Origin of the sequence: Streptomyces sp. 378, assembly GCF_030124145.1 — a bacterium.
Classification (GTDB): domain Bacteria; phylum Actinomycetota; class Actinomycetes; order Streptomycetales; family Streptomycetaceae; genus Streptomyces.
Window position 1 is genome coordinate 156,880 of record NZ_JASKMS010000012.1, and the last position, 21,643, is coordinate 178,522.

Annotated in this window: 18 protein-coding genes and 1 pseudogene; 8 read left to right on the forward strand and 11 right to left on the reverse strand. The window is 70.9% G+C overall.

Going from position 1 to position 21,643, the window contains the following annotated elements; all coding sequences use genetic code 11:
* Positions 1-29 precede the first annotated feature (29 nt).
* The 4 genes from QNO09_RS18645 to QNO09_RS18660 all read left to right on the forward strand — a co-directional run bounded on the left by QNO09_RS18645 (position 30) and on the right by QNO09_RS18660 (position 4,239).
* Positions 30-1,109 (forward strand): ABC transporter ATP-binding protein, encoded by a 1,080-nt coding sequence (locus QNO09_RS18645; protein ID WP_283971324.1) that lies wholly within the window; start codon positions 30-32, stop codon positions 1,107-1,109.
* The gene (locus QNO09_RS18650) at positions 1,106-2,137 is read left to right on the forward strand and encodes a 2-hydroxyacid dehydrogenase (RefSeq protein ID WP_283971325.1); all 1,032 of its coding nucleotides are present in this window, start codon (positions 1,106-1,108) and stop codon (positions 2,135-2,137) included. The genes QNO09_RS18645 and QNO09_RS18650 overlap by 4 nt, the downstream gene beginning before the upstream one ends.
* A gap of 19 nt (positions 2,138-2,156) precedes the next feature.
* Positions 2,157-3,575 carry an FGGY family carbohydrate kinase gene (locus tag QNO09_RS18655; protein ID WP_283971326.1) on the forward strand — a complete coding sequence of 473 codons (1,419 nt, stop codon included), beginning with the start codon at positions 2,157-2,159 and terminating at the stop codon, positions 3,573-3,575.
* A 442-nt stretch (positions 3,576-4,017) separates the two neighbouring features.
* The gene (locus tag QNO09_RS18660; RefSeq protein WP_283971327.1) at positions 4,018-4,239 is read left to right on the forward strand and encodes a hypothetical protein; all 222 of its coding nucleotides are present in this window, start codon (positions 4,018-4,020) and stop codon (positions 4,237-4,239) included.
* A gap of 3 nt (positions 4,240-4,242) precedes the next feature.
* On the opposite strand, the gene QNO09_RS18665 is transcribed toward QNO09_RS18660, so the two are convergent.
* Positions 4,243-4,881: a mycothiol-dependent nitroreductase Rv2466c family protein gene (locus QNO09_RS18665; RefSeq protein ID WP_283971328.1), complete on the reverse strand. Its 639-nt coding sequence runs from the start codon at positions 4,879-4,881 to the stop codon at positions 4,243-4,245.
* A 137-nt stretch (positions 4,882-5,018) separates the two neighbouring features.
* Between QNO09_RS18665 and pepN the strand changes: the two genes are divergently transcribed.
* Entirely contained in the window at positions 5,019-7,598 is a 2,580-nt protein-coding gene (pepN, locus tag QNO09_RS18670) for an aminopeptidase N (protein ID WP_283971329.1), read from the forward strand.
* Positions 7,599-7,794: 196 nt separating this feature from the next.
* The gene (locus QNO09_RS18675; protein ID WP_283971330.1) at positions 7,795-8,835 is read left to right on the forward strand and encodes a hypothetical protein; all 1,041 of its coding nucleotides are present in this window, start codon (positions 7,795-7,797) and stop codon (positions 8,833-8,835) included.
* A gap of 269 nt (positions 8,836-9,104) precedes the next feature.
* On the opposite strand, the gene QNO09_RS18680 is transcribed toward QNO09_RS18675, so the two are convergent.
* Together QNO09_RS18680 and QNO09_RS18685 are read right to left on the reverse strand one after the other, a co-directional pair.
* Positions 9,105-10,865, reverse strand: a complete 1,761-nt coding sequence (locus tag QNO09_RS18680) for a TIGR03767 family metallophosphoesterase (protein ID WP_283971331.1) — start codon at positions 10,863-10,865, stop codon at positions 9,105-9,107.
* Positions 10,866-11,096: 231 nt separating this feature from the next.
* Positions 11,097-11,555 carry an NUDIX hydrolase gene (locus tag QNO09_RS18685; protein WP_283971332.1) on the reverse strand — a complete coding sequence of 153 codons (459 nt, stop codon included), beginning with the start codon at positions 11,553-11,555 and terminating at the stop codon, positions 11,097-11,099.
* A 224-nt stretch (positions 11,556-11,779) separates the two neighbouring features.
* On the opposite strand from QNO09_RS18685, the gene QNO09_RS18690 reads away from it, so the two are divergent.
* On the forward strand, positions 11,780-15,076 hold the full coding sequence (locus tag QNO09_RS18690) for a S8 family serine peptidase (RefSeq protein ID WP_283971333.1): 3,297 nt from the start codon (positions 11,780-11,782) through the stop codon (positions 15,074-15,076).
* Positions 15,077-15,140: 64 nt separating this feature from the next.
* Here QNO09_RS18690 and QNO09_RS18695 read toward each other — a convergent pair whose 3' ends face one another.
* From QNO09_RS18695 to QNO09_RS18725, 7 genes and pseudogenes are all read right to left on the reverse strand, one after another.
* Entirely contained in the window at positions 15,141-15,530 is a 390-nt protein-coding gene (locus QNO09_RS18695; RefSeq protein ID WP_283971334.1) for a hypothetical protein, read from the reverse strand.
* Between the two features lie 2 nt (positions 15,531-15,532).
* Complete coding sequence (locus tag QNO09_RS18700) at positions 15,533-16,015, reverse strand: hypothetical protein (protein ID WP_283971335.1); 483 nt, start codon at positions 16,013-16,015, stop codon at positions 15,533-15,535.
* A gap of 104 nt (positions 16,016-16,119) precedes the next feature.
* Positions 16,120-16,854, reverse strand: coding sequence for a hypothetical protein (locus QNO09_RS18705; RefSeq protein WP_283971336.1), 735 nt, complete (start codon positions 16,852-16,854; stop codon positions 16,120-16,122).
* A 220-nt stretch (positions 16,855-17,074) separates the two neighbouring features.
* Entirely contained in the window at positions 17,075-17,818 is a 744-nt protein-coding gene (locus tag QNO09_RS18710; protein WP_283971337.1) for a hypothetical protein, read from the reverse strand.
* Positions 17,819-17,820: 2 nt separating this feature from the next.
* Positions 17,821-18,294, reverse strand: coding sequence for an RNA polymerase sigma factor (locus QNO09_RS18715; RefSeq protein WP_502962314.1), 474 nt, complete (start codon positions 18,292-18,294; stop codon positions 17,821-17,823).
* Between the two features lie 265 nt (positions 18,295-18,559).
* A complete protein-coding gene (locus tag QNO09_RS18720; RefSeq protein WP_283971338.1) occupies positions 18,560-19,213 on the reverse strand; it encodes a hypothetical protein in 654 nt (217 codons plus the stop codon).
* 1 nt (position 19,214) lies between these two features.
* A pseudogene (locus QNO09_RS18725) lies at positions 19,215-19,750 on the reverse strand (RNA polymerase sigma factor).
* Positions 19,751-20,086: 336 nt separating this feature from the next.
* On the opposite strand from QNO09_RS18725, the gene QNO09_RS18730 reads away from it, so the two are divergent.
* Positions 20,087-21,103: an aspartate-semialdehyde dehydrogenase gene (locus tag QNO09_RS18730; protein ID WP_283971339.1), complete on the forward strand. Its 1,017-nt coding sequence runs from the start codon at positions 20,087-20,089 to the stop codon at positions 21,101-21,103.
* Here QNO09_RS18730 and QNO09_RS18735 read toward each other — a convergent pair.
* Positions 21,100-21,597 (reverse strand): DUF1203 domain-containing protein, encoded by a 498-nt coding sequence (locus QNO09_RS18735; protein WP_283971381.1) that lies wholly within the window; start codon positions 21,595-21,597, stop codon positions 21,100-21,102. The two genes, QNO09_RS18730 and QNO09_RS18735, sit on opposite strands and share 4 nt — an antisense overlap.
* Between the last annotated feature and the right edge of the window lie 46 nt (positions 21,598-21,643).

Here is a 21,643-nt window from a genome sequence, read left to right on the forward strand (position 1 = left end):
GGCGAACGAGCCAAGGAGAGGGGACGGTCATGACGGGACTGGAGTTACGTGAGCTGAGGAAGACCTACCGGTCCCGGGGGCGGCCTCCGGTGGAGGCCGTGCGCGGGATCGACCTGGCCCTGCGGTCCGGGGAACTGCTCGGGCTGCTCGGTCCGTCCGGGTGCGGCAAGTCGACGACCCTGCGGATGATCGCCGGGCTGGAGTCCGTCACCGGCGGAGACATCCTGGTCGGTGGGGCGTCGGTCGTCGAACGGCCCGCACAGCGGCGGAACATCGGCGTGGCGTTCGAGAACTACGCGCTGTATCCGCCGCTGTCGGTCGCGGAGAACCTGGCGTTCGGCCTGAAGGCCCGCAAGAGGGCCGACCGCGGGGACGTCGGCCGCAAGGTGAAGGAGATCGCCGAGCGGGTCGGTCTGACCGGGCTCCTCGACGCCCGCCCGGCCGGCCTGTCCAGCGGCCAGAAGCAGCGCGTGTCGCTGGCCCGGGCCCTGATCCGCGAGCCCGACGTGCTGCTCCTCGACGAACCCCTCTCCCACCTGGACGCGGCCCAGCGCGACACCACCCGCCGTGAACTGAAGCGCATCCAGCAGGACTTGGGCCACACCACGATCCTGGTCACCCACGACCAGGAGGAGGCCCTCTCCCTGGCCGACCGGATCGCCGTGATGCACGACGGCGTCATCCGGCAGCTCGGCACCCCGTACGAGATCTATGACAGCCCGGCCGACGTGTTCGTCGCGGACTTCGTCGGCGAACCCGCGATCACCCTGCTGCCCGGCATCGCCGACGGCGACGGGCGGGCCCGGCTCTCCGGCGCGGTGCGCCTCGTGCTGCCCGTGCCGGTGGAACGGGGCCGTGAGGTGGTGGTCGGCATCCGCCCCGAGGACGTCCGGCTGACCGCCGAGGGCGGCCTGCCCGCCCGGGTCGTCGCCCACGAACCGCTCCTGGAGTCGGGTCTGGCGACCCTCGCCCTGGACGGGGTCGAGCGGCATCTGGTCGTCCTCACCGGCCCCGAGGTGCGGCTCGCCCACGACGAACGGGTCCGGGTCGCCGCCGACCCCGAGCACACCCATGTCTTCGACGCCGAGACAGGAGATGCCCTGCGATGACTGACGGAAACAGCGTGCGTGTCGTGGCCGCCGGAGACCATTTCGTCCTGCCGTCGCTGATCACACGGGCGGTGCGGCACGAAGTGGAGCGGGCGGACGTCAGGGAACTGGAACTCGGGTGGCCGCTGGAGCCGTTCGGGCCGGTCGCCGAGGTGCGGGAGGCCAGTGACGCCGAGGACGCGCTGATCGAGGCGCTGGCCGGGGCGGAAATCCTGGTCACACAGATGGGGCCGGTGACGGAGAAGGTCCTCGCCGCCTGCCCGGAGCTGAGACTGGTCGTGGTCTGCCGGGGCGGGCCGGTCAACGTCAACCTGGAGGCGGCCGAGCGACGTGACGTGCGGGTGTGTTTCGCGCCGGGCCGCAACGCCGCCGCCACCGCCGAGTTCACCGTCGGCCTGATGCTGGCCGCCCTGCGCCGCATCCCCCAGGCCCACGATCCGCTCGTCCGGTGGGGCAGCTGGGAGGGAGCGACGTACTACACGTACGAGCACAGCGGACTGGAGCTGGAGGACCTGCCCGTCGGGCTGGTGGGGTACGGGGCCGTCGGCAGCCGGGTCGCGCGGGTGCTCTGCGCGTTCGGGGCGCGGGTGATGGTCCACGACCCGTATGTGCACGGCGAGATCCACGGTCTGCGCCTGACCTCCCTCGACGACCTCCTGCGCCGCTCGCAGGTGATCAGTCTGCACGCCCGGCTCACGCCCGGGACCCGGGGGCTGATCGGCGCCCGGGAGCTGGGACTGCTGCCGCCCGGCGCGGTGGTGGTGAACGTGGCGCGGGGCCCGCTGCTGGACGAGGGCGCGCTGTGCGACGCGCTGGAGAGCGGCCGGGTGTCGGCGGCGGCGCTGGACACGTACGAGCGGGAGCCGCTGCCGTCGGAGTCCCGGCTGCTGGGGCTCGCCGACCGCGTGGTGCTCACCCCACACCTGGGCGGGGCCTCGCGGGCGGTGGCGGAGAAGGCGGCGCGGATCGCCGCCGAAGAGGTGGGCCGCTGGGTGCGCGGTGAGCCGCTCGCGCACTGTCTGACCTGAGGACCCGGAGGAGAGCCGCATGTACGTCGGTATCGATGTGGGCACGTCCATGGTCAAGGCGGCGGCCTTCGACGCCACGGGCCGTGAACTCGCCGTGGCCGCGCGCCCGGTGGGCCTCTCCCTGCACGGCGGGGTCGTCGAGCAGGACATGGAGGAGGTGTACGGGGCGGTCGTCGCGGTGCTCGGCGAGGTCACCGAGCGGGTCCCCGGGCCGGTCGAGCTGGCCGGGCTCACGGGGCAGGGCGACGGGGTGTGGCTGGTCGACGCGCAGGGGCGGCCGGTGCGGGCGGCGGCCTCCTGGATGGACGGGCGGGCGCACGAACTGGTCGACCGCTGGCTGGCCGACGGCACGTTCGAGACGGTGTTCCGGCGGACGGGCAGCGCGATGTTCCCGGGCTGCCCGGGCCCGCTGCTGGCCTGGCTGGACCGTCACGAACCGCGGGCGCTCGACACCGCCAAGGCCGCCCTGTACTGCAAGGACATGGTGTTCCAGCGGCTGACGGGAGCCGGTTTGACGACCGATGTGTCGGACGCGTCGATGCCGTTCCTCGACCCGCGGACCCGGGCCTACGACGACGGGGTCGTCGAGCTGCTGGGGCTGGCGCACCGCCGGGGACTGCTCGCCCCGGTCAGCGACCCGGTGGCCACGGCCGGGGCGCGGGGCGAGGGCCTGCCGTCCGGGACCCGGATCGCGAACGGCCCGTACGACCTGCCGGCCTGTGCGCTGGGGGCCGGGGTGACGTCCCCGGGGGACGGTCTGCTGATCGTCGGCACCTGTCTGGCCAGTCTGGTGGCCACGACCGGGCTCGACCTGACCGGGGAACCGGCGGGCCTGTACATCTCCACCGACCGGCCCGGGCACTGGCTGCGTGCCATGCCCGCCATGGTCGGCACGGCGGCGCTGGACTGGGTGCTGTCGACGACGGGGGTGCGGCACGACGAGGTGGACGGCCTGCTGGCAGCGACGCCTCCGGGTGCGCACGGTGTCGGCGTGCTGCCGTACTTCGCGCCCTCCGGTGAACGCGCTCCCTTCGTCGAGCCGCGTCTGCGTGCCGAACTCAGCGGTGTCTCCCTGGAGTCGACCCGCGGTGATCTGGTCCGTGCCACCTGTGAGGGCATCGGGTACGCCGCCCGGCACTGCCTGGAGGCGGCGGGCCTCACCGGGAACCTGGCCGTCTGCGGGGGCGGCACGCGCAGCTCCGCCTGGATGCGGCTGCTGGCCGATGTGCTGGGCAGGCCGCTGCGGGTCGTCGAAGGCGAGGTGGGAGCGCGGGGCGCGGTCCTGGCGGCGGCCGAGCGCTACGGGGTGGCGCTGGACGCGGTGGCGTGGACGAGACCGACGGCGGTCGTCGAGCCGGACCCGGACCGGACCGCGTTCTACACGCGGGGTTACGAGGAGCACCTGCAGCGGCTGGCGCAGGCCCGGGCGCGTCGGTGAATCCGCTTGCGACGACGGGGAGTCGCATGCCTCCTGCTCGCGGCGGGCGGGGGAACCCCCACGGCCGCCACGGCCACCCCGGCGGTGGCCGAAACCCTCAGGGGTGGTCCGGCCGCGACACGGGGAGCGGACCGACCGATTTCGGGGACGCGTTCGCCGCATACGCGCTGTACTACCGCTTGGGGGTCGGCGCGGTGGTGACCGACTTCCCTGACCCGGCGGTGATGGCTAGTGCCGCGGCAGGCAACGTTTGCCCCGTCGCGACGCCCGGCACGCTCCCCCGTTCTCGGCTTCGCTCGAACGGGAGGGGCCCCCACCGCCGCACCGGCCGAAAGCCCAAGTACGTCCAGTACGAGGGCTTCCGGCCGGCACGCCGAGAGCACGCACCGGACGCCGCTCCTCAATGGGCAAACGTTGCCTGCCGCGGCACTAGGAGACGCTGATGTTCTTCAAGGACAAGCACTGCCCGACCTGCGGGGGCGGCGGCACTCAGGTGTTCGCGCCGCTCAAGCCCGCCGAGCGCAAGGCCCTCGGGACCAACCGCACGGACCTGTGGCGCTGCACCGCCGCGGGCTGCCGGTGGTACCAGCCCTGGGACCACCGGGCCGGCGGGGGCCGGCTCCCGGAGGAGTTGATGAACCCGGAAGCCGACGCCTCGACCTGAGGCCTACAGGTTGGAGAAGTCCGGGCCCTTGGTGCGGGTGCGCTTGATCTCGTAGAAGCCGGGGACCGAGGCCACGGCGAGGGTGCCGTCCCAGAGGCGGCCGGCCTCCTCGCCCTGCGGGGCCGGGGTGACGACCGGGCCGAAGAAGGCGATCTGCTCGCCGTCGGAACCGGGTACGGCGATGACCGGGGTGCCGACGTCCTGGCCGACCTTGTCGATGCCCTCCTTGTGGGAGGCGCGCAGCTGAGGCTCGTACGGGGTGGAGTCCCAGTGCTCCAGGAGGGACTCGGGCAGGCCCGCGTCCTTCAGGGCGGCGGCGACGGTCTCCTTGCCGGGGCCCTCGTCCTGGTTGTGGATGCGGGTGCCGAGCGCGGTGTAGAAATCGCCGAGGACCTCGGGGCCCTGCTCCTGCTGCGCGGCTATGACGACCCGGACGGGGCCCCACGCCTTGGTCTCCAGCAGCTCGCGGTATTCCTCGGGCAGCTCGTCCAGCTTGTCCTCGTTGAGGACGGCGAGGCTCATGACATGCCAGCGCACCTCGATGTCCCTGACCTTCTCCACCTCCAGCACCCAGCGGGAGGTCATCCAGGCCCAGGGGCACAGCGGGTCGAACCAGAAGTCGACGGGGGTCTTGTCCGACATGTCTCTCCTCACGAGGAAACCGTTTCCCCGGCAACGCCCGTACGCGCTGCCGTCATTCCCGGCTGCCCCGTGTCAGGTGCACGTGGCAGGATCGGTCCTGTTCAGCCGTGCCCCACGACATCTGAGGAGTGCCGCCCGTGCCCGGTGAGAATCTGTCCCGCGACGAAGCCCGGGAGCGGGCCGCCCTGCTGAGCGTCGACGGGTACGAGGTGTCCCTCGACCTGCGGTCCGCGGTCGGTGAGGTCCGGGGGGACGGGCCCCGCACCTTCCGCTCCGTCACGACGATCCGCTTCCGCTGCAACGAGCCCGGGTCGAGCAGCTTCGCCGACCTGATCGCGCCGAGTGTGACGGCCGTCTCACTCAACGGCCGTGATCTGGACCCCGGCGAGGTCTTCGACGGCTGCCGGATCGCGCTGGAGGACCTGGCCGCGGACAACGAGCTGGTGGTCGACGCCCAGTGCGCCTACTCCCGGACCGGCGAGGGCCTGCACCGCTTCGTCGACCCGGAGGACGGCGAGGTCTACCTGTACACCCAGTACGAGCCGGCCGACTCCCGCCGGGTCTTCGCCACCTTCGAGCAGCCCGACCTGAAGGCCCCCTACCGCTTCGAGGTGCGGGCCCCCGAGGGCTGGACGGTGTGGAGCAACGGGGCCGGTGAGCAGGCCGACGGGGTGTGGCGGTTCGCCGAGACCAAGCCGATCTCGACGTACATCACCTGCGTGGTGGCGGGCCCGTACCACTACGTGACGGACTCCTACACGCGCACCCTCGCCGACGGCACGACGCTGGAGATCCCGCTCGGCGCCCTGTGCCGCAAGGGCCTCGCCCCCTACTTCGACGCCGACGACGTGTTCCTCGTCACCAAGCAGGGCCTGGACTTCTTCCACGACCACTTCGACTTCCCGTACCCGTTCGGGAAGTACGACCAGGCGTTCGTGCCCGAGTACAACCTGGGCGCGATGGAGAACCCGGGCCTGGTGACGTTCCGCGAGGAGTTCATCTTCCGCGGGAAGGTGACGCAGGCGTCCTACGAGGGCCGGGCCAACGTCATCCTGCACGAGATGGCGCACATGTGGTTCGGCGACCTGGTCACCATGGAGTGGTGGGACGACCTGTGGCTGAAGGAGTCCTTCGCGGACTTCATGGGCGCGTTCTCCCTGGTCGGCGCGACCCGCTTCGCGAACGGCTGGATCACCTTCGCCAACCGCCGCAAGGCCTGGGCCTACCGCGCCGACCAGCTGCCCTCCACGCACCCGGTCACGGCGGACATCCGCGATCTGCAGGACGCCAAGCTCAACTTCGACGGCATCACGTACGCCAAGGGCGCGTCGGTGCTGAAGCAGCTCGTCGCGTACGTCGGCGAGGAGGCCTTCCTGGAGGGCGCCCGGCGCTACTTCAAGCGCCACGCGTACGGCAACACCCGCCTGAGCGACCTGCTGTCGGTGCTGGAGGAGACCAGCGGCCGGGACATGAGCGCCTGGTCGCGGTCCTGGCTCCAGACGGCCGGGGTGAACTCGCTGACGCCGCAGGTGCTGCTGAACGCGGACGGCCGCGTCGAGGAGCTGGCGGTGGTGCAGGAGGCGGCGGAGTCGCACCCGGAACTGCGCCCGCACCGGGTGGCGGTGGGCCTGTACCGGGTGACGGAGGCCGGGGCGCTGGAGCGGTACGCGCGCGTGGAGACCGACGTCGACGGCGCGCGCACGGTCGTGGCGGAACTGGCCGGGGCCGACGCCCCCGACCTGGTCCTGGTCAACGACGACGACCTGACGTACTGCAAGATCCGCTTCGACGAGACCTCGCTGGCGGCCCTGCGCGAGCACCTGGGCGCGGTCACCGACCCGCTGGCCCGCGCCCTGTGCTGGTCGGCGCTGTGGAACATGACGCGCGACGCGCTGCTCCCCGCGCGGGAGTTCGTGGACCTGGTGCTGCGGTTCGGCGGGCGCGAGTCCGAGATCGGCGTCGTGCAGATGCTGCACGCCTGGGCCGAGTCGGCGGTCACCCACTACACGGCGCCCGCCCGGCGCGAGACGAGCGCCCGGCTGCTGGCCGAGGGGGCGCGGCGTGAGCTGTACGCGGCCGGGGCGGGCAGCGAGCACCAGCTGGCCTGGGCACGGTTCTTCGCCCGGACGGCCACCACCGAGGCCGACTTCGAGCTGCTGCGGGACCTGCTCGCGGGCACCGCGACGGTCGAGGGTCTCGACCTGGACCAGGAGCTGCGCTGGGTGTTCCTGGAGCCGCTGGCCGCGCACGGTGCCGTGGACGAGAAGGTGCTGGCCGAGGAGCTGAGCCGGGACGACACCGCCTCGGGCAAGCGCCACCAGGTGCGCTGTCTGGCCGCCCGCCCGTCCGCGGCGGTCAAGGCCCAGGCGTGGGCGCGGGTGGTGGAGTCGGACGCGCTGTCCAACGCCATGGTCGAGGCGACCATCGCGGGCTTCTCCCAGGACTCGCAGCGGGAGCTGATCGCGCCGTATGCCGAGAAGTACTTCGCGGCGATCGAGCGGGTGTGGGCCGAGCGGTCGATCCAGATCGGCATGCACGTGGTGCAGGGCCTGTTCCCGTTCCTCCAGCAGTCCCGGCAGACGCTGGACGCCGCGGACGCCTGGCTGGCCGCCCACGAGGAGGCGGCCCCGGCGCTGCGCCGGCTGGTGCTGGAGTCCCGTGACGATCTGGCACGGGCGTTGCGTGGACAGGCGTGCGACGAGGCCTCTGACCAGTAGCTTTGGCCTGAGATCCGGGCGTTCGGCCTTCGTTACGAGATGAGTGCCCCGCAAGCCGTAACCCCTGGTCCGCACCCGAACGGACCAGGGGCTTTCGGCAACCGAACACCCGTCCTTTAGGGCCGAGTTGTCCATATTTGTCGACGACCCTGTAACAGCGGTTCAAGGGGGGTGGGGACGCGGGAATCTGCGGGACATGACCCACAACACCCCGCTCTCCCCCCGCCCCCTGCACCACCTGTCCGGCGGCGGGCGCCCCCACGTGATGACCACGGCCCAGCTCCGCTCGCACGGCGTCTCCACGGCCGAGACGAACGAGCGGTGCCGCGCGGGCGGTCCCTGGCAGCAGATCCTCCCCGGCGTCGTGCTGCTCCACCCGGGCCCGCCGACCAGCGAGGAGCGGCTGCACGCGGTGCTGATGTACGCGGCGCGGGAGCGCGGCACCGGGGTGCCGGCCCAGCCGGGCGCGAGCGGACCGCACGCCCCCGCCTCCCCCGAGGTGATGATCACGGGCCTGGCCGCGCTGACGCTGCACGGCTTCTCCTCCACTCCCCCGCTGCCGTCCCTGGACACCATCGACATCCTGGTCCCGCGGCTGCGGCGGCTGCGCTCCACGGGCTGCGCGCGCATCGTCCGCACGCCCGCCCTGCCCGCCCCCGAGCAGGTCACCGGGGTGCCGGTGGCGCCGGTCGCCCGCGCGCTGGCCGACGCGGTCGCCGAACTCGCGGACGCCGGCGTCGTCCGCCGGCTGCTCACGGAGGCGGTCCGCGGCGGACACTGCGACCCGACGGTCGTGGTCCGCGAGCTGAACCAGGCCCGGCTGCTGAGCCGCCCCCATGTGGTGGACGCGGTGGAGTCCCTGCTCGCCGAGGGCCGGGCCCGCGCGGAGGACCGCCTGTACCGCATGGTCCACGAGTACGGCCTGCCCGACCCGGTCTGGAACGTCGACCTGCGCCTGCCCGGCGGCCCCTACCTCGGCGGCCTCGACGCGTACTGGCCCGACCAGGCGGTGGCGGTGGAACTCGACACCCGGGCGCCCCGTCAGGACGACGACGCCCTGTGGTCCGAGTACGCCCGCAAGCGCGAGCACCTGGAGCGGCTCGGCATCACGGTCGTCCACATCACACCGCGCAAGCTCCGGGACTCCCCGGACCAGCAGGCGACGGTGGTCCGCACGGCCCTGATGGCCTCGGCCGACCGCGAACCGGCCGCGTATGTCGCGGTGCTGCCCCGGTAGTGACGGACCGGGGCAGCACCAGGAGGGAAGAGGAGGGGCCGCCGGGACGCACCGGCGGCCCCTCCTCGCGGTGTGGAGTCGCTCCTCGCCGCCCAGGCCCGCGGCGACGGGCACGTCGTAGCAGCTCGTGGAGGGCGAGGGAGCGGCGGCCGTCGCCGGTGGTGACGGACCTCAACCGCTTCTCCGGCGTCCCGTGGAGCAGGAGGCGAGCGCAGCAGCACGGCCGGTGGCGTCCGTTGTGCGAGCCCGGGACTCCGACCCCGGGGCGTTCACCCCTTCTTGAGCACCAGTTCGGTGTTGCGGTCGTCCGGGTCGCCGCCGAGGGTCGTTTTCGCGCCGGGGGCGTTGAGGGACAGCTCGCGGTAGAGGGCCGCGAGGCCGGTCTGGGAGAGGTCGGAGAAGTCGGTGCGGTGCGGGGCCGAGGATTCCACCAGCGTGGTGAACAGGGAGATCGTGCCGTCCTTGTTGTCGGTCAGCTCGATGATCCGGGCGAGCTGCGGGAAGTCGACGTGGGAGGCGGTGGAGATCTCCCAGAAGGAACGGCCGCCGGGCGCGGAGTGCGGGGTGATGACGTTCTTGTGGATGTGGCCGTTCACCCAGGCGAGCACCCGGGGGTGGCTGCCGAGCAGGGCGAGGACCTCCTGGCCGTTGTGGCGGCGCTCGTTGGGCCTGGCCGGATCACGGCGGAGGTTCGTCATCGTCTTGCTGGTGTGATGGCTGAAGATCACCGCGTAGGAGTCCTTGTTGTCCCGCAGTGTCTTGTCGAGCCATCTCATCTGGGCCGTGCCGATGGACCCCTGGTAGTGGCCGGCGGCGTCGGTGGTGTCCAGGCTGATGCCGATGACGTCGTCGGAGATCCGGAAGGCGTAGTACTGCGTACTCGCGTCCAGGTTGGCGGAGGAGTAGCCGTGACCGGCCGGGCCGACACCGCTGTGGGCCGGGTCCAGGTGCGCCCTGAGGTACTCGGCCGGCGTGAAGGGGGCGCGCCGCTCGTCGGGAGTGACCGAACGCATCGAGCGGGCGTGGGAGGTGAGGAAGTCGTGGTAGCGGACGCCCTCGGGGTCCCGGGCCTTCTTGATCTGCGCCTGGAGCCGCCGGGCCTCGGCCGCGGTCACGTTCATCAGTTTCTTGCCGCCGACGGCGAGTTCGGTGAGGTACGAGTCACCGTGCGAGGCGTAGCAGCCCATGGGCAGGGAGTCGTGGTTGCCGACCGTGGAGTACCAGGGCAGGTTGAGGCCGGGGCTGCGCACCTCCCGGATGGCGGCCTTCAGGAAGCCGTCGAGGTGCGGGAAGCCGGCCTGCTTGTCGGTGTCGCGGACCGCGGCGTCCGGCTGCCAGTACTGCTTGAGGCCGCTGTTCTGGACGCCCTCGTAGCGGCGCGGGTCGCCGGTGTTGGGCGTGATGCGCCCGCCGCTCATGATCTTCATGAACCATTCCAGCTCGGACTTGGCGTTGTTGTCCGTGTTGTCGCCGGTGGTCATGGCGAAGTGCAGCGGGGCGCCGGTGACGGGGGCGCCGCGCAGGGCGTTGATCCGCTCCACGAGGGCGATCGCGCCCTGCACGGTCAGCGCCTCGTGCGGCCGCCAGGCGTGGATGTCGGCCGAGCGCAGGTACTCCAGGCGCAGCGGGTGCTGGGCGTCGATGATGTGCAGGTCGGTGAGCTGCACGAAGGCGGCGAGCGCGGTACGGCGGCCCGCCCGGCCGGGCTTGGGCGCGGCCAGCTCGGAGCGGACGACCCGCTTCCAGCCGGGTCCGTCGCCCAGGCGCCGGTAGCCGGAGCTGCCGCGCGGGGCGGCGACGGACGCCAGGGTGGTGCCCCTGGTGTACGGGGCCAGTGGCGCGGCGGGTGCCAGGCGCGAGGAGGCCGCCACGGCGGCGTCGGCGCTCTCCTTGACCGTGGCTGCCTCGCTGTCACTGGGCCGCAGGGCGTAGCCGACGCCCCCGGACAGGGCGACCGCGCCGGTGGCGGCGAGGACGGAACGACGGTGGATGCCCTGGCCGGAGCCGGCGACTGAGCGTGTGCGCGACATGCGCTTCTCTCCCCGAGTGCGAACGCGTCGGCAATGGTCGCGGGGCGTCGATGACCCGAACACCCCGCTCGTACTGGATCGTTGGCAGCGGGAATGACCTGCGCGTAAACGCGGCGGCAACGCGCAGCGCCGATCACCGAACGTGGATCTTGGACTACCCTGCGCGTCGTCGCCTGCTCCGGGACCGGCCCGCATCCGGTCACGCGGCGTTCATCTTCCGGGGTAGCGCACCTACTCCGGGACCTTGGCCAGCCGTCCGGTGACCGGGCGTTCGCGCCACATGCGCAGGGCTATGTCGACCATCGACACCCTGACGAGACCGGGCACGGCGTCCAGGTCCTGCCAGGCGGCGAGGTCGGTGGAGCCGTTCACCTCGTTGCGCAGTGCCCCGCCGATGATCCGGCCCTCGTAGACGAACCGGACGCCGTGATGGTCGACCGGGGGCCGCAGGCCCTCGCGGAAGACGCGGTGGGAGGAGTCCACGCCCAGCAGTCCGGTCACCTCGATGTGGTACCCGGTCTCCTCCTCCACCTCCCGCACGACGGTGTCGAAGGGATCCTCGCCGTGCTCCATGCCGCCGCCCGGCAGGACCCACTCGGGGGTGCCGTCCTGGGCGGGTGAGCGGGCGAGCAGGATCTGTCCGTCCCGGGCGCATACGGCGTAGGCCGCCACCCTCAACTTCTGTCGCACGAGGGGACGTTAACCGATTTCTCCGCCACCTTCAGGACTGATGCTCACAAAACGAATCGCGGGTTTTCCCCATACCTACACTTCGTTTCGGTCAACCCTCCCCAAAGAACTTCCCCTTGCGTAAGGCTGTGCGATCGTCCGGGCTTGCCGTTCGGACCGTTGGCGACCTGGACCGATCGGTCCCGGTCGCTTCCCGCTCGTTCCTTTACCTACAAGGGATGCCGATGACCCCTCCCACCCCGCGCGATCAGATATCGGGCCCGAGACGCGTGGCCCGCATCGCCGTGGCCGCCGGTATCGTCGCCGCGCTCTCCGCGGCCGGGCCGATCCCCCTGGCCTTCTCCGCCGACGGTCCCGGCGCGGACGCCCCGGCCGACCCCACCGTCAAGTCCGCGCACGCCAAGCTCGGTTCGGACGACGCGGACCTGCTCGCGGAGGCCAAGGCCGACGGCGACAAGACCGTCACGATGATGATCGCCACCGCGCCCGGGAAGACCGAGCAGGTCGCCGGGCAGCTGGACGCGGTCAAGGGCGGCTCGGTGGGCCGGGCCGACGACAAGCTGGGCTACGTCCGCGCCACCGTCCCGACGGCCAAGGCGGACTCGGCGATCGCCGCCGCCACCAAGCTCTCCTCCGTGCACGGCATCGACCTGCGCGAGGAGATCCCGCTGGACGACCCGACGCCGAGCGCGGACACCGCCAAGGGCGCCAAGGCCGCGAAGGGGAAGTACCCGGCGCCGGGGAAGAAGACCCCGGCCGAGAACCCGTACAACCCGTCCTTCGAGACGGGCGCGGTCGACTTCGTCGAGGACCACCCGAAGGCGGACGGCCGCGGCGTCACCATCGGCATCCTCGACTCCGGCGTGGACCTCGGCCACCCGGCGCTGCAGAAGACGACGACCGGTGAGCGGAAGATCGTCGACTGGGTGACGGCGACGGACCCGGTCGTCGACAACGACAACACCTGGCGCCGGATGGACACCTCCGTCGCGGGCCCCACCTTCACGCACGACGGCAGGACCTGGAAGGCGCCGTCGGGCTCGTACCGGGTGAGCACGTTCAAGGAGTCGTACACCACCGGCGGTGACGCCGCGGGTGACGCCAACCGCGACGGTGACACCACGGACTCCTGGGGCGTGCTGTACGACCCGGCCGCCGGTACCGTCCGCGTCGACCTGAACAACAACTTCGACTTCGCCGACGACACCGCGATGAAGCCGTACAAGGACGGCTTCCAGATCGGGTACTTCGGCACCGACAACCCGAAGACCGACATCGCCGAGCGGCAGCCGTTCGTCGTCGAGATCCGCAAGGACGTCGTCCACAACGGCGCCGGCGCGAAGGCCGACTTCGTCAACATCGGCGTCATCGAGTCCGAGCACGGCACGCACGTCGCCGGCATCACCGCCGCGAACGGCCTGTTCGGCGGCAAGATGGACGGCGCGGCGCCGGGCGCCAAGCTGGTCTCCTCGCGTGCCTGCACCTGGTCCGGTGGCTGCACCAACGTCGCGCTCACCGAGGGCATGATCGACCTCGTCACCAAGCGCGGTGTCGACATCGTCAACATGTCCATCGGCGGCCTGCCGGCGCTGAACGACGGCAACAACGCGCGCGCCGAGCTGTACACGCGCCTCATCGACACCTACGGCGTTCAGCTGGTGATCTCCGCGGGCAACTCCGGCCCCGGCGCCAACACCATCGGCGACCCCTCCCTGGCCGACAAGGTCATCTCGGTCGGCGCGTCCGTCTCCAAGGCGACCTGGGCCGCCAACTACGGCTCGGTCGTGAAGAAGAAGTACGCGATGATGCCGTTCTCCTCACGCGGCCCGCGTGAGGACGGCGGCTTCACGCCGACCCTGGTCGCCCCCGGTGCCGCGATCAACACCATCCAGACCTGGATGCCGGGCCAGCCGGTCGCCGAGGCGGGCTACTCCCTGCCGGCCGGCTACGGCATGCTCCAGGGCACCTCGATGGCCTCCCCGCAGGCCGCCGGCGCCGCCGCGCTGCTGCTGTCGGCCGCCAAGCAGAAGAAGATCGAGCTCACGCCGGCGACCCTGCGCACGGCCCTCACCTCGACCGCCGACCACATCAAGGGTGTGCAGGCGTACGAGGAGGGCGCGGGCCTGATGAACATCGAGGACGCCTGGGACTCGATCCGCGACGGCGCCGCCTCGCACGCCTACACGGTGAAGGCGCCGGTCGACACCGCGATGGACGACAAGCTCAAGACGCCCGGCTACGGCACGGGGCTGTACGACCGTGAGGGCGGCCTGAAGGCCGGCCAGAAGAAGACGTACGAGATCACCGTCACCCGCACGTCCGGCGCCGACAAGGCGATCCGGCACGAGCTGCACTTCGAGAACAACGCGGGCGGCACGTTCCGGATCGTCGGCTCCGACGAGGTGAAGCTGCCGCTGAACAAGCCGGTCACCGTCAAGGTCCAGGCCGCGCCGAAGTCCGCAGGCATCAAGAGCGCGATCCTGGAGGTCGACGACCCGAAGACCGAGGGCATCGACAGGCAGGTCCTGACCACGGTGGTGGTCGCGGCACCGCTGAAGTACACGTTCTCGGCGTCCGGTTCGGTGCAGCGCAACAGCTCGCGGCACTACTACGTCACCGTGCCCGAGGGCGCGAAGACGCTCGAGGTCGCGATGAGCGGGCTGAAGGACAAGAGCCAGACCCGGTTCATCTCCATCCACCCGTACGGCGTCCCGTCCGACCCGACGTCGACGATCAACTGCTACCCGAACTACGCGAACCCGGCCAACACCTGCCGCCCCGACCTGCGTTCGTACGCGGACCCGCAGCCGGGCGTCTGGGAGATCGAGGTCGAGTCGCGCCGGACGTCGCCGCTGCTGGACAACCCGTACGAGCTCGATGTCGCCGTGCTCGGCGCGGCCTTCGAGCCGGAGACCGTGACCGTGCCCGAGGCGAAGATCGGCACCCCGGCCGCCGCCTCCTGGAAGGTGACGAACGGCTTCGCCGCGATCGACGGCAAGCTGGTGGGTGGCCCGCTCGGCTCGTCGAAGACGACCCGGCCGTCGGTCAAGGAGGGTGAGACGCAGACCACCACCGTGGTCGTCCCGGAGGGCGCCACCTCCCTCGACGTCGCCATCGGCAGTGTCTCCGATGCCGGCGCCGACCTGGATCTGGCGGTCAAAGACGCGTCCGGCGACGTGGTCGGCCGGTCCGCGGACGGCGACTCGGAGGAGTCGGTCTCCGTCCCCTCCCCGGCTCCCGGGAAGTACACCGTCGAGGTCTTCGGCTACTCGGTGCCGGCCGGCACGACCGAGTACGACTACCAGGACCTGTTCTTCGCTCCCACCCTGGGCAGCATCTCCGTCGACGGCTCGGCGCCCGTGAAGCTCGGCACGGGCGACTCGGCGACGGTCTCGGGCAGCGTCACCGCCGCGGCGTCCGCGCCCGAGGGGCGTGAGTTCTTCGGCAAGGTCCAGTTGGTCAACGCGCGCGGGACGGCCGCGGGCGTGGGCAGTGTGAAGATCGAGAAGGTCATGCCGTAACTCCTGATGCGGCAAAGGGGGGTGTCCTGACGGACACCCCCCTTTTTTCAACTGCCAGGGGCCCCTACCGAGACGCCCTGATTCCGCCGATGTTGACGTCCTCACATACCTTCTCAATGAACCCACCGACCGCGTAGCTGGATCGGCGGGCAGCCTGCTCATGCTCCGGCTCGGGGTGCTCATACCAGGCCAGTAACCGGTCGAAGTCCTCCGAAATTCGACTCGGGAGACCGTCGTTGAGATCCTCGATGATGTGATGCCGCTTGTGCGGGCTCAGTTCCTCGGCCCGCTGAAGGTCCAGCGGGGCTGCCGTGCGGCAGAACGCAGCCCTCTTGGCCGAGTCCTTGAACTCGTCGGCCTCCGACTCGCCGAACCAGAGAAATCCGACGCTTCCGAGCCCGAGCACCGCCGCCGCCGCCGCCGTCACGGCGGTCACCACGTACCTCTTTCTCATGCTCAGGTGCCCGCCTTGATCGCGTTGAGGTCGTGCTGGTCGTAGTGGGTGGGCCAGACCTCCTCGCGCATGCAGGAGTTGTTGTCCGTGTCGTTCGACTTCTTGCGGTGGCCTAGGTCGGCGGTGTGGCCGAACTCGTGGCAACCGAGGCTGCGCCACTGTGACGCCGTAAGGCTCCAGTGGGTGTTGAACCGAACGCGGATGATGTCACAGGAGGTCCACAGGGCGTTCCAGTCGGTGCAGTCCGCGTAGCCGTGCCAACCGTTGCTTCCGTAATCCTTGTCGTAGACCTCGATGTCACCACCGCCCCAGGAGGTGGTGATGACACTGCGTTCCAGTTCGGCCTTACCGTGATTCATTGCCTTCGTGCCGTTGGCGGTCAGGCTGAATCCCTTGATCGCCTGGTTTCGGTTGTCCGGGTCGGTTCCGTTGTCGTCGTGACCGGCGCGAGCCGTAGCGGGGAGCGCGAGGGTGAAGGCAGCCACCAGTGCAAGGGCAGTGGTCAGCCGGGGAGAAAGTCTCGGCACGGGAGTTCTCTCTCTGTCGGTGTGAGGGACGTCGGAGTCGGTGGGCGATGCCGGGCGCGGGGTCATCCGCTCGTGGCCGATGCCGAGGGGCTGGGCTCCGAACCGTCGTCGACCGAGTCGTCGGGGTACGGTTCTTCAATGCCGTCCTCGGGTGCCGGCGACTCCTGAGAGGCACTCGGCGCCGCCGGCAGCTCCGGGACCCTTTGCAACTGGTCGCTGTTCTCCGGCTGCAGCAGGTACCTGATCCGCATCTCCAGGTCCAGTGAGTCCATCGAGGCGAGGTCCGCGGCCAGATCGGATTCGGGATCAGCCGACAGCTGGAGGAATCCGTCGGCCTTCTTCAGCGCCCGCCCCTGGGTGTTGATCAGCCGGTACCGGTCGGCAACGCCAGCGCTCCGTGTGAGGAAGTAGTAGCCGTGGTCGCCCACCTCGCTCCAGGCGACGTTCTCGACTTGGTACCCCGCCCCTTCCGAGTCCCATCCCCACTCCTCCACGACAATCTTGGAGGGGAGCACGCTCTTCTTGAGGCTTGTCTCGATGGAGAGGGTCACATCGCGCGCCTGCTCAACGCCACCGTCCTCCTCACTGCCTGTGCTCCGCCCTGGCTGAATGTCTGTGACGGTGGCCTTGACGATGTAGGGCGTCGACCCCACCAATTGTTCGAGGTTCTTGAATACCAGGGTCTCGCGCCCGTGGACGATGCGCTCGGCCACCGGATCGAGACGCCGGTCCGATTCGGACGGCTTCCCCACGGCACTCCAGGCGCCGACCCCGATGACCGCGCTCGCTGCGGCCATGGCGATCGCGGCTCTCCACGACGCCTTCAGCCGACTCGGTCTCGCAGCACTCACGGAACCTCCCCCTGTATGCGAATGGCATGGACATGCCATGAAGATCGCATGGAGGAACAGTAAGAGTCCGGTAAAGGGGGGCAACGGCTTTGATCCGGCCAGGGACCCCGAGAAACCGGCTCGTTCTGACCTTGCCTCGCTCTCCGGCCGCCCTAGCTGGCGCGGGTCATCCGGCGGGGCACGGCATACCTGCGGCCCCCGGCAGCGCCCTGTCGACCCATTGCCGCCCCCAGTCAAGAGCATCTCGGATACCGCTGCCCTGGTGGCCGTCAGGGACTGGATCGCCCTGCCGGAAGGTCTGAGGACCCTCAGCGGAGAACCGGGACACAATGACCAGCATCCTCACGCCTGGTCTGTAATACGACCCGGTGTCGTCTCCCTCGCTGGTGAAGACCAGTTCGGGTTTCCCGCTGCGCGGCTTGTAATAGCGGTCAGCATCAAGGACGACCCTGACACCCTGGTCCCGGGCCAGAGGGTCGACGCGCGCCACCGTGCCCTCGGCGACGGCCGTGGAGCAAGCCACAATGCCCTCGGGGGTGAGTTTCGTGTCGGCGCTGTGCTCCTCTGTGCCGCCATTGTGCGCCGCCCAATACGCCGTGCCCGTACCGAGCGCTGCCACAGCGACAGACGCGGCAAGCGCGAACAGCAATCCGCGTGTACGGCTGGTGCGTACGCCGCGTGCGGACGCCTCGGCGGAGCCGGCACGGCCGTCGGGGGAGGAATCCCGGTTGCCCGAGGCGTCCTGGCCGCCGGACGCATGCCGGGCCAAACCATTGCCGACACGCTGCAGTTGATGCCGGACGACGTCCATGTCTCGTTCCGCTTCCGCGTAGGCGGAAGCGGCAGCCGCGTCCCCGGACGGAGAGGGCTGCCCAAGCAGCACCGCCATCAGTTGCTCGTCCCGGTCCACTCTCACGCCACCTCTTCCTTTTGAAGCCGTTCGCGCATGATTTTCGCCGCGGCGAACAACCTGCTTTTGACCGTGCCCACCGGCACACCGAGGAGTTCGGCGATGCGCCGCACCGGCAGATCGGCGTAGTAGCGCAGGACGAGCACCTGGCGCTGTGCGTCGGGCAGCGCGTCGAGTCCCTCGGCGACAGCCATCGCCAGCAGGCTGCTCTCCTGGCCGCTCTCGACCTGGGCGTCCCGCGTGTTCAACAACTTCAGCCGGGTGGCGACGCGCTCCTGACGGTTCCTCGCACGGTGCCAGTCGGCCGCGATGTTGGACGCCACCACCGCTGTCCAGGCGCCGACGTCACGCGGCGCCTCCTCGCCGCGCGCCCGGCGTTCGAGCAGCTTCAGCCGTACCTGTTGCAAGCCGTCCTGCAGATCGCCCTGCGGCACCCCACCGAGGGCCAAAACAGCACGTACCCGGTCGGCCTGCACTGCGTCGAGCGGGTCCTGCTCACGACCGGACAGGTTGCGGTCCGCGTGGAGCGGGTCGTGCGCTCTTGCACCCGGAGACCTCCTGATCCGCACCAGCGCTCTCCCCCCATTCGTGTTTCTCCTATGACGCCGAAGCACCACGGAACGTTCGATCCGGAAGGCCTCCGTCGGGTGACGGGTTCCCGCCTCTACTCATTCGCAGGGCAGGGTGCGGGACTCGGGCAGCGCCCGGAGGATCCAGGTACGGTCGCGCGCGATGTCCCGCTCACCGACGGTCCACATGTCGGGGGACACCCCGTGACGCGGGGATGCCGTCGAGCACATGGTCGCCGGTGCGCAGCCGTGGGTCGACGGCTCTGTCGATGACGAAGGTGACCTCGTCCTTCTCCTCAGCGGGCTTGTAGGAGCGCGTCACCTCCAGGGTGATCCGGTCCTGCGCGGTGCCGGGCACGGGCTCGATGCCGGTCACGTCGCCCTCAACGATGAGGCGGGCGCAGGCGACATAGCCCGGGGCGCTGAGTTTGGCATCGCCGCCACTGTCCTGCTGAGCGCTGGAACCGCTCGCCGCGCCGCCCGAATCGCCCCTGGTCTGGACCAGCAGCCAGCCCATTCCGGTCACCGGCGTCCCGGCACAGGCCACGGCGAGGGCAGCGACGGCGATGGCGAGCGGGCGTCGACGCGGGCGGGCGGATAGTACGGGGGCCGGATCCTCCCTGTGCGCGGGCTCAGCCTCGGGTGCTTCGCTCAGCGCGTGCCCGGTGATCCCCAACTGCTCGCGGAGCAGCGCGACGTCGGCCGCCGCCGATCGGTGTTCCGCCAGGAAGGCGGCGTCCTCGTGGGCCTCGGGCGGTAGCGGCTCGTCCGTGAGCGCGACCATCAGGGGGTCCGCGCCGACGTGCCCGTCGTGCTCGGCGGCCATCTCACACCACCTCGTCCTCGTGCAGGCGGGCGCACAGGGCCCGTACCGCCGTGTGCAGCCTGCTCTTGACCGTGCCCTCCGGGACGCCGAGCTGTTCGGCGATGGACCGGACCGGCAGGTCGGCGTAGAAACGCAGCACGACGACCTGCCGCTGGGCGTCGGGCGCCCGTCCAGGCCCTGGGCGACGGCGACGGACAGCACGCTGGTGTCCTCGCCGGAGGGGTGCTCCAGGTGCCGCAGGGCGGCCGGCCGCTCCCCGAGCCGCTCCTGGCGGCGCTTGGCCCGGTGCCAGTCCATGGCGAGGTTGGAGGCGACCACGGCCGCCCGCGCCGAGACGTCCCGCGGCGCCTCCTGGCCGCTAGCGGCCCGCTCCAGCAACCGCAGACGGACCTGCTGCACCCCGTCCGGCAGGTCCGCCTGCGGCACTCCGCCGAGCGCGAGCACCGCCCGCACCCGGCGCTCCTGTGCCGCGTCCAGCGGATCGTCACCGGTCCCGGCGCGCGTCTCCCGACCCCGCCGGGCCCTTCCGCGCAGCAGCACAAGCCACCCCCTCGCCGTGTTTCTCCTAGGCCGCCGGCTCCGCCCGGAACGTTCGGTGCTCTTTCTTCGGGCGACAGAGGCGTACGTCACACTCCCGTGTGGCCGAGAGCAACAGGGGCAGGCGACCTTGCGGCGTATGCCCCCCGGCAGCTGAATTTCTCCAGCTCAGCGGGGGTGGGCGCCGGACGTCCGCAACCATGGAACGGGACACGTCGTCCCACTCTCCGGGCAGACCGGGGAAAGAAGTGGACAGGCGGGCCGTGGTCGGCCGCATGATGGAAAAGCCTCGGCCAAGCAACGAGCACGTGAAGAGACGCAGGAGAGGGAGTCACCGTGAGGGTCGGAATCGTCGGAGCCACCGGACAGGTGGGCACGGTCATGCGCAGGATCCTCACGGAGCGGAACTTCCCGGTCACCGAGCTGCGCCTGTTCGCCTCGGCCCGCTCGGCGGGCTCGGAGCTGGACGGCGTGACGGTGGAGGACGCGTCGACCGCCGACTACACCGGCCTGGACATCGTGCTGTTCTCCGCGGGCGGTGCCACCTCCAAGGCACTGGCCGAAAAGGTCGCCTCCCAGGGCGCCGTGGTGATCGACAACTCCTCCGCGTGGCGCAAGCACCCGGAGGTCCCCCTGGTCGTCTCCGAGGTGAACCCGCACGCGATCGCGGACCGCCCCAAGGGCATCATCGCCAACCCGAACTGCACGACGATGGCCGCGATGCCGGTCCTGCGTCCGCTGCACGACGAGGCGGGCCTTGAGGCCCTGGTCGTCGCCACCTACCAGGCGGTCTCGGGCTCCGGCCTCGCGGGCGTGGCCGAGCTGCACGGCCAGACGCAGAAGGTCGTCGCCGAGGCGGACAAGCTGACGCACGACGGCGCGGCGGTCGACTTCCCCGAGCCGGGCGTCTACAAGCGCCCCATCGCCTTCAACGTGCTGCCGCTCGCGGGCAACATCGTCGACGACGGCCTGAACGAGACCGACGAGGAGCAGAAGCTCCGCAACGAGTCCCGCAAGATCCTGGAGATCCCCGAGCTGAAGGTCTCCGGCACCTGCGTGCGCGTCCCGGTCTTCTCCGGCCACTCCCTCCAGGTCAACGCCCGCTTCGCCCGCCCGATCTCCCCGGAGCGCGCGACGGAACTCCTGGCGGATGCCCCGGGCGTCGTCGTCACGGACATCCCCACTCCCCTCCAGGCCGCCGGCAAGGACCCGTCCTACGTCGGCCGCATCCGCCGCGACGAGACGGTGGACAACGGCCTGGCCCTCTTCGTCTCCAACGACAACCTCCGCAAGGGCGCGGCCCTGAACGCGATCCAGATCGCGGAGCTGGTGGCGGCGGAGCTGAAGGGCTAACCCCTCTCCCCCGCGCAGTCCCCGCGCACCTCGTAGAGGAAGCAGCCGTACTCGACGGCCCGGATGTGGACCAGTGCCACGGCCGGGTCGTCGAACGCTTCCCGGAGGGCCTGCCGGAACGCGCCGGGTTCCCGGACCAGCCGTCCGCCCAGGATGTGGCCCTCGGCCGAGTAGCGGCGGACCGTGCGGTGGGTGCCGGTGAAGGGGAGGGCCCCACCGGCCGGGCCCGCGCACTCCTCGGCGTGGACGAAGACCGGGCCCTGTTCGTCGTAGGCGCCCGGAGCGGCGCCGGTTTCGGCGGCCCAGCGGCGCAGGGGGGCGTATGAGACCAGCGCGACGCGTTCACCCGGCTCGCTGTGGCGCAGACAGCAGCGGAGGGGGGCGCCGCCCTCGGTGTCGGTGAAGGGGGTCGCGGGACGGCCCGCGTCATCCGTCGTGCGCAGCTCCTTCAAGGCCCGCGGGTCGATGGGGCGCGCAGTGTACGTGGTCGTCATCATGCTCATCAGGCTCGCGCGCGCGAGGCCTTCCTACCGGCGGAAT